Here is a 6,961-nt window from a genome sequence, read left to right as displayed (position 1 = left end):
GCCCCAACCCCAACCGCAGCAGCAGCCCGGCTCCAGCAAGCCGTCGCCGAACATCTACGGCCTGCTGACCGTGTTCACGATCATGGATGGTGCGGGGGAGGCGTTCGACCGGCTCGCCGAGGCGACGGTGGAGGCCGTACGCCGTGGCGAGCCCGACACACTCGTGTACATCTGCCACGCCGTCAAGTCGGCGCCCCTGCAGCGCATCGTCTACGAGCTCTACCGCGACGAGGTGGCCTACCGCGACCACCAGCGCCAGCCGCACGTCGAGAGGTTCCTCAACGAGCGGCAGTCCATGGTGCTGGCCACCAACGTCATCGAGCTCAACGTCAACGCCGCGAAGGTGCTGCCCCTGCCGACGGCGATGTTCTGAGGCCCTATGCGGTGAGCGCGGCACGCAGGCGACCCTCGTCGACCCGCCAGAAGTCGTGCTGCACGCCGTCGATCAGCGTCACCGGGATCATCTCCCAGTACTTCTCCCTGAGCTCCTCGGAGGTCTCGATGCTGAGCTCCTCCCAGGGCATGTCAAGCTCGCCGGCCACCCTGGCGATGACCTCGCGCGCGTCGTCACACAAGTGACAGCCGGGCTTGCCGATCAACGTGATGCGGTGCATACGGCCACCGTACTCCGGTTACTTTGTGCATCGGTTCACAAAGGGATTAACCTGAAAGACGGTTCGACCCCACTCACGCGGTCCCCAAGCCGCCCGTCCCCTGGAGCTCCGGCACGTGAAGAGCCCGTCCCAACCCCGTGACCGCGGTATCCCCGAGGCGACAGTCGCCCGGCTCCCGCTGTACCTGCGGGCGTTGCACGGGATGGCCGAGCGGGGCGTCGCCACCGTCAGCTCCGAGGATCTGGCCGTGGCCGCAGGGGTCAACTCTGCCAAGCTCCGCAAGGATTTGTCGCATCTCGGTTCGTACGGCACTCGGGGCGTAGGCTATGAGGTGGAGTACCTCGTCTACCAGATCTCCCGCGAGCTCGGACTGACGCAGGACTGGGCGGTCGCGATCGTCGGAGTCGGTAACCTCGGCCGCGCGCTGGCCAACTACGGCGGTTTCGCCTCCAGGGGCTTCCGTGTGGCGGCGCTGCTCGACGCCGACCCCGAAGTCGTGGGCGACACCATCGCGGGGTTGAATGTAGAGCACATCGACGAACTGGAAGCCGTCATCAAACGGCGCGGAGTCTCGATCGTGGTGCTGGCGACACCGGCGGAGGCGGCGCAGGAAGTCTGCGATCGCGTGATCGCCGTAGGCGTCACCAGCATCCTGAACTTCGCGCCGGTTGTGCTCTCCGTCCCGGATAGTGTCGATGTCCGTAAGGTCGATCTGTCAATCGAACTGCAGATTCTCGCGTTCCACGAGCAGCGCAAGGCTGGGGGGCCACTCATGGCGGTGGACAGTCAATGAGTGTTCTGGCGATCGGACTCAGCCACCGGACCGCTCCGGTGGCCCTTCTCGAGCGCATCTCGATCACGGGTGACGCGCTCGTCAAGCTCCTGCACGACGTGCAGGAGGATCCGTGCGTGGCGGAGGCCATGGTGGTCTCGACCTGCAACCGGGTCGAGGTCTACGTCACCGTCGACCGCTTCCACGCCGCCGTCACCGCCCTCACCGGCCTGCTGGGCCGGCACGCGGGCGTCCCGGTCGACGAGCTGACGCCGCACCTGTACGTGCATTACGAGGAGCAGGCGGTCGAGCACCTGTTCTCCGTCGTGTGCGGCCTCGACTCCATGGTCGTCGGCGAGGGCCAGATCCTCGGTCAGGTCCGCCAGGCGCTCAAGCTGGCCCAGCGCCACGGCACCGTGGGCGCCACCCTCAACGACCTGGTCCAGCAGGCGCTGCGGGTGGGCAAGCGGGCGCACACCGACACCGGCATCGACCAGGCCGGCGCCTCCCTCGTCACCGCGGGGCTCACGCTGGCGGGCGACCTGGCCGGGCGGCGGGCGCTGGTGGTCGGCGCGGGCTCCATGAGCTCGCTGGCCGCCGTCACGCTCGCGCGCGCGGGCGTGACCGACATCGTGGTGGCCAACCGCACGTACGAGCGCGGGGCCCGGCTGGCCGAGAACGTCGGCGGGCGGGCGGTGGAGTTCTCCGCCGTGCCGCGCGAGCTGGCCGAGGCCGACATCGTGATCACGTGCACGGGCGCGGGCCGCCACATCATCACGCCCGGCATGCTGAGCCGGCCGGCGTTCCTGCTGGACCTGGCGCTGCCGCACGACATCGACCCCGCCGTCCGCGAGGTGCCCGGCGTCACGCTGGTCGACCTGGAGACGATCCAGGAGTCCGGCATCGGCTCGCGGGAGGGCGATGCCGTCCCGTCCGTACGCGCCCTCGTCGCGGACGAGCTGCGCACGTACCTCGACGCCGAGCGGGCGGCCAAGGTCACCCCGACCGTGGTCGCGTTGCGCGGCAAGGCCGCGAGCGTCGTCGAGTCCGAGCTGGGCCGCCTGCTCATGCGGGTGCCCGACCTCGACGAGCGGGCCAGGGACGAGGTCGCCATGACCGTGCAGCGGGTCGTGGACAAACTGCTCCACGAGCCGACTGTGCGTGTCAAGCAGCTCGCCACCTGCCCAGGAGGCGATCATTATGCGGAAGCGCTGCGTGAGTTGTTCAATCTGGATCCGAAGATGCCCGAGGCCGTGAGGGAGGTGGAGCTGTGAGGTTGGGGACCCGCAGGAGCCTGATGGCCACCACACAGTCGCAGATGGTGGCGGACGCCTACACCGAGCGCACGGGGCGCTCGATCGAGCTGGTCGGCGTCACGACCTTCGGTGATGTCACCAAGGCCCACCTGGCCCAGCTCGGCGGCACGGGCGTGTTCGTCACCGCGCTGCGCGACAAGCTCCTCGAAGACGAGATCGACTTCGCCGTGCACTCGCTCAAGGACCTGCCCACCAAGCAGGACCCGCGTTTCACGCTGGCGGCGATCCCGGCCCGGCACGACCACCGCGACGCGCTGGTCGGGCCGCACAAGTTCGCCGACCTCGCGCCCGGCGCCCGGGTCGGCACCGGCTCGCCGCGCAGGATCGCCATGCTCAGCGCGCTCCGCCCCGACCTCGAGTACGTCCCGATCCGCGGCAACGCCGACACGCGCATCGGCAAGGTGACCTCCGGTGAGCTGGACGCGGTCGTGCTGGCCTCGGCCGGCCTGGCCAGGATCGGCCGCAGCGCGGACGTCGCGCAGATCTTCGAGATCGAGGAAGTGCTGCCCGCGCCCGGCCAGGGCGCGCTCGCCGTCGAATGCCGCTCCGACCGCCCTGACCTGATCGAGTTCCTCAGCGTGCTCGACGACCCGCGCACCCGCTCCGCGGTGATCGCCGAGCGTGAGGTGCTGTCCGCCCTGGAGGCCGGCTGCGCGGCTCCAGTGGGTGCGTTCGCGGTCGATGACGGGCACACTCTGAACTTGACCGCCACGGTCGTCGCCGTCGACGGCCGTGAGGCGGTCCGCAAGTCCGCCGCCGGCTCTCCTTCGGAGGCTGCTAACCTCGGCCGCCTCCTCGCGGCCGAGATGATCGCCGAAGGGGCCGACAGATTGATGGGGGAGCATTCCCATTGAGCTCCGATAGTCCAACCTCGGGTTTCGTCGCGTTCGTGGGCGCGGGTCCCGGTGATCCCAATCTGCTCACGCTCCGCGCCGCCGAGCTGCTCGCCAAGGCCGACGCCGTGGTGCTCGGCGAGGAAGAGCACCGCCCGCTGCTGCGGCACTGCCGCGAAGGCGTCCAGGTCGTCGAGGACGACGACGTCAAGGACAACCACATCAGGGACGAGGTCGTCAAGCGCGCCAAGGGCGGGCAGGTCGTGGTGCGCTTGTGCGCGGGCGACCCCATGCTGTTCTCCTCGATCACCGAGGAGGTCGCCGCCTGCGCCGCGGCGGAGGTGGACTTCGAGATCGTGCCCGGCGTGCCGCCCGCGACCGCGGTGCTCACCTACGCGGGCATCCCGCCGGCGACGGCCGTGCCCGAGTTCCGGATCGTGGACGCCGCGCAGGAGCAGGATTGGGCCCAGCACGCCGCCTGCCGCGGCACCCTGGTCATCTACCACGGCATCAACGACGCCGTGGCCATCGGCAAGGCCCTCATCTCCGGTGGCAAGCCCGACACCACGCCCGTCGCGGTCAGCAGCGGCGGCACCACCACCGAGCAGTACACCGTCGTGTCCTCGCTCGGCCGCCTCCAGGCCGACCTCAAGCACGCCGGGTTCACCGAGCCCGCGCTGATCGTGGTCGGGGAGGCCGTCGGTCTGCGGGACAAGATGTCGTGGTTCGAGACCAAGCCGCTGTTCGGCTGGCGGGTGCTGGTGCCCCGTACCAAGGAGCAGTCGCGCAGCCTGTCCGAGCAGCTCGTCGCCTACGGTGCGGTGCCCGAGGAGGTGCCGACCATCTCGGTCGAGCCGCCCCGCACGCCGCAGCAGATGGACCGCGCGATCAAGGGCCTGGTCACGGGCCGCTACGAGTGGGTGGCCTTCACCAGCGCCAACGCGGTCAAGGCCGTACGCGAGAAGTTCGAGGAGTACGGCCTCGACGCCCGCGCCTTCGCCGGGCTCAAGGTGGCGGCCGTGGGGGACGCGACCGCGCGGGCCCTGGTGGAGTTCGGGGTCAAGCCGGACCTGCTGCCGTCGGGCGAGCAGTCGTCCGAGGGGCTGGTGGCCGAGTGGCCGCCGTACGACTCGATGCTCGACCCGATCAACCGGGTGCTGCTGCCGCGGGCCGACATCTCGACCGACACGCTGGTGGCCGGGCTCACCGAGCTGGGCTGGGAGTGCGACGACGTCACCGCGTACCGCACCGTGCGGGCCGCCCCGCCGCCCGCGCCCATCCGCGAGGCGATCAAGGGCGGCGGGTTCGACGCCGTGCTCTTCACCTCGTCGTCCACCGTGCGCAACCTGGTCGGCATCGCGGGCAAGCCGCACAACGTCACCGTGATCGCGGTCATCGGGCCGCAGACGGCCAAGACCGCCGAGGAATTCGGGCTCCGGGTCGACGTCATGTCCGACAAACCTTCCGCGTCCGCCTTGGCCGCCGCGCTGGCCGAGTACGGATCCAAGCAGCGCCAGGCGGCGTTGGCCGCGGGCGACACCCCGCGCAAGCCCTCGCAGAACCGCAGGGGCGCGAGAAGGAGACCCAGATGAGCGCGCGATACCCGGTCGCCCGGCCGCGGCGGCTGCGCCGCAGCCCCGCGTTGCGGCGGATGGTGGCGGGCACCCGGCTGCACGCCGCCGATCTGATCCTGCCCGTGTTCGTCAAGGAGGGCATCACCGAGCCGCAGCCGGTGGCCTCCATGCCGGGTGTCGTGCAGCACACCCGCGACTCGCTGCGCAAGGCCGCCCACGAGGCGGCGGAGGCGGGCGTGGGCGGGCTGATTTTGTTCGGCATCCCCGCGGTGAAGGACGCCCGGGGCTCCGCCGCCGACGACCCCGACGGCATCCTGCAGGTGGCGCTGCGCGACGTGAACGCCGAGGTCGGCGACACCATCGTGGTGATGGCCGACACGTGCCTCGACGAGTTCACCGACAACGGGCACTGCGGGATCCTCACGCCGTCCGGTGACGTGGACAACGACGCCACGCTGGAGCGGTACGCGTCGATCGCGGTGGCCCAGGCCGAGGCCGGGTCGCAGATGGTGGCGCCGAGCGGGATGATGGACGGCCAGGTAGGGGCGATCCGCGCGGCGCTGGACGGCGCCGGTCACGGAAACATCCCGATCTTGGCCTATACCGCCAAGTACGCCTCCGCCTTCTACGGGCCGTTCCGTGACGCCGCCGAGTGCGCGCCGCAGTTCGGCGACCGCAGCTCCCACCAGCAGGACCCCGCGGGGCCGCTGGAGGAGGCGCTGCGCGAGGTCCGGCTCGACCTCGCCGAGGGCGCCGACGCCGTCATGGTCAAGCCGGCGCTGGCCTACCTGGACATCATCGCCCGGTTCCGGGACGAGGTGGACGTGCCGGTGGCCGCCTATCAGGTGAGCGGCGAGTACGCCATGATCGAGGCCGCCGCGGCCAACGGCTGGGTGGATCGCGAGCGGATGATCATGGAGTCGCTGGTCGCGATCAAGCGCGCCGGGGCCGACCTGATCCTGACGTACTGGGCCACCGAAGTGGCGCGGCGGCTCTAACCCAGGGGTTTCCCGTTAACTGCTGTGGCCTGTGCGTTAGAGTGCGATAACAAGTGCTGGTGTGTCCCGCGTGTGCTTTCGCCGCCCTGATCCGGGACCTCCTCAGGCGCGCGAGGGACTTGACGGGAGACACCAATGGTGGGGGTACCACTGGCTCGGCGTACCAAAAAGCGGCCACGGCCGACGCGCATCGGGGCTGTGCTCGAATACGCGGCCCTGGGCTGGCCGGTGGTGCCCGGCGCCTATCCGCTTCGGAACGGTCCGCGCGCCTGCTCCTGTGACCGGCTCGGCTGTCCGGACCCGGGCGCGCATCCGCTCTCTCCCGCCTGGTCGCTCCAGGCCACGACGGACCCCGCGCAGCTCACCCGGTGGTGGCAGGCCGAGCCTGAGGCCGGTGTGATTCTGCCCACGGGACGAGTGTTCGACGTCTTCGACGTACCGCTCGCCGTCGGACTGTCGGCCCTCACCCGGATCGACGCCGCCGGAGCACACCCAGGCCCGGTCGCCTCAAGAGGCGACCGGGTTTTGTTTTATGTGGCCACGCGGGGCAATCCGGAGGATGAGGACGAGTGGTGGTCGTGCCATCTGGACACTGGTCCAGCGACCATCGAGGACAACCCGGGGCTGCGGTGGCACTGCCGCGACAGCTACGTCCTGGCGCCGCCGTCGACCATGCCCAGCGGGCAGCCCGTCACGTGGCTCCGGCCCCCGGACGGGCGGCCTTTGCCTGACCCGCTGCGCATCTTGGAGTGGCTCGCCGACTGACCGGCGCTATTTCGCCCCTTTCGCCTACCTTTCCGCTTGGAGTGGCTCGTGGGCCGGGCGTCCAGCAGGTGGTGCGGGGGGCGGCGTGG

8 protein-coding genes are annotated in these 6,961 nt (G+C 70.3%); 7 read left to right on the top strand and 1 reads right to left on the bottom strand.

The window, feature by feature from the left end; translation table 11 throughout:
- Positions 1 to 373, top strand: a 373-nt coding sequence (locus ETD86_RS51390) for a putative quinol monooxygenase (protein ID WP_211370863.1), incomplete at its 5' end; no start/stop codon positions are given.
- A gap of 4 nt (positions 374 to 377) precedes the next feature.
- Here ETD86_RS51390 and ETD86_RS51385 read toward each other — a convergent pair.
- The gene (locus ETD86_RS51385) at positions 378 to 614 is read right to left on the bottom strand and encodes a glutaredoxin family protein (protein WP_138673899.1); all 237 of its coding nucleotides are present in this window, start codon (positions 612 to 614) and stop codon (positions 378 to 380) included.
- Positions 615 to 729: 115 nt separating this feature from the next.
- On the opposite strand from ETD86_RS51385, the gene ETD86_RS51380 reads away from it, so the two are divergent.
- From ETD86_RS51380 to ETD86_RS51355, 6 genes are all read left to right on the top strand, one after another.
- The gene (locus ETD86_RS51380) at positions 730 to 1,407 is read left to right on the top strand and encodes a redox-sensing transcriptional repressor Rex (RefSeq protein WP_138673898.1); all 678 of its coding nucleotides are present in this window, start codon (positions 730 to 732) and stop codon (positions 1,405 to 1,407) included.
- Entirely contained in the window at positions 1,404 to 2,660 is a 1,257-nt protein-coding gene (locus ETD86_RS51375; protein ID WP_138673897.1) for a glutamyl-tRNA reductase, read from the top strand. Before ETD86_RS51380 ends, ETD86_RS51375 begins: the two co-directional genes overlap by 4 nt.
- A 23-nt stretch (positions 2,661 to 2,683) precedes the next feature.
- Complete coding sequence (gene hemC, locus ETD86_RS51370; RefSeq protein ID WP_246149480.1) at positions 2,684 to 3,556, top strand: hydroxymethylbilane synthase; 873 nt, start codon at positions 2,684 to 2,686, stop codon at positions 3,554 to 3,556.
- The gene (locus ETD86_RS51365) at positions 3,553 to 5,127 is read left to right on the top strand and encodes a bifunctional uroporphyrinogen-III C-methyltransferase/uroporphyrinogen-III synthase (protein WP_211370862.1); all 1,575 of its coding nucleotides are present in this window, start codon (positions 3,553 to 3,555) and stop codon (positions 5,125 to 5,127) included. The genes hemC and ETD86_RS51365 overlap by 4 nt, the downstream gene beginning before the upstream one ends.
- Positions 5,124 to 6,107 (top strand): porphobilinogen synthase, encoded by a 984-nt coding sequence (gene hemB / locus ETD86_RS51360; protein ID WP_138673895.1) that lies wholly within the window; start codon positions 5,124 to 5,126, stop codon positions 6,105 to 6,107. The genes ETD86_RS51365 and hemB overlap by 4 nt, the downstream gene beginning before the upstream one ends.
- A gap of 135 nt (positions 6,108 to 6,242) precedes the next feature.
- Entirely contained in the window at positions 6,243 to 6,872 is a 630-nt protein-coding gene (locus tag ETD86_RS51355; protein ID WP_138673894.1) for a bifunctional DNA primase/polymerase, read from the top strand.
- Positions 6,873 to 6,961: the final 89 nt, after the last annotated feature.

Origin of the sequence: Nonomuraea turkmeniaca, assembly GCF_005889735.1 — a bacterium.
In the GTDB taxonomy this organism is placed as follows: Bacteria; Actinomycetota; Actinomycetes; order Streptosporangiales; family Streptosporangiaceae; genus Nonomuraea; species Nonomuraea turkmeniaca.
Note: the sequence above shows the minus strand (reverse complement) of the source record. Positions and strands in the feature narration are given on the sequence as shown.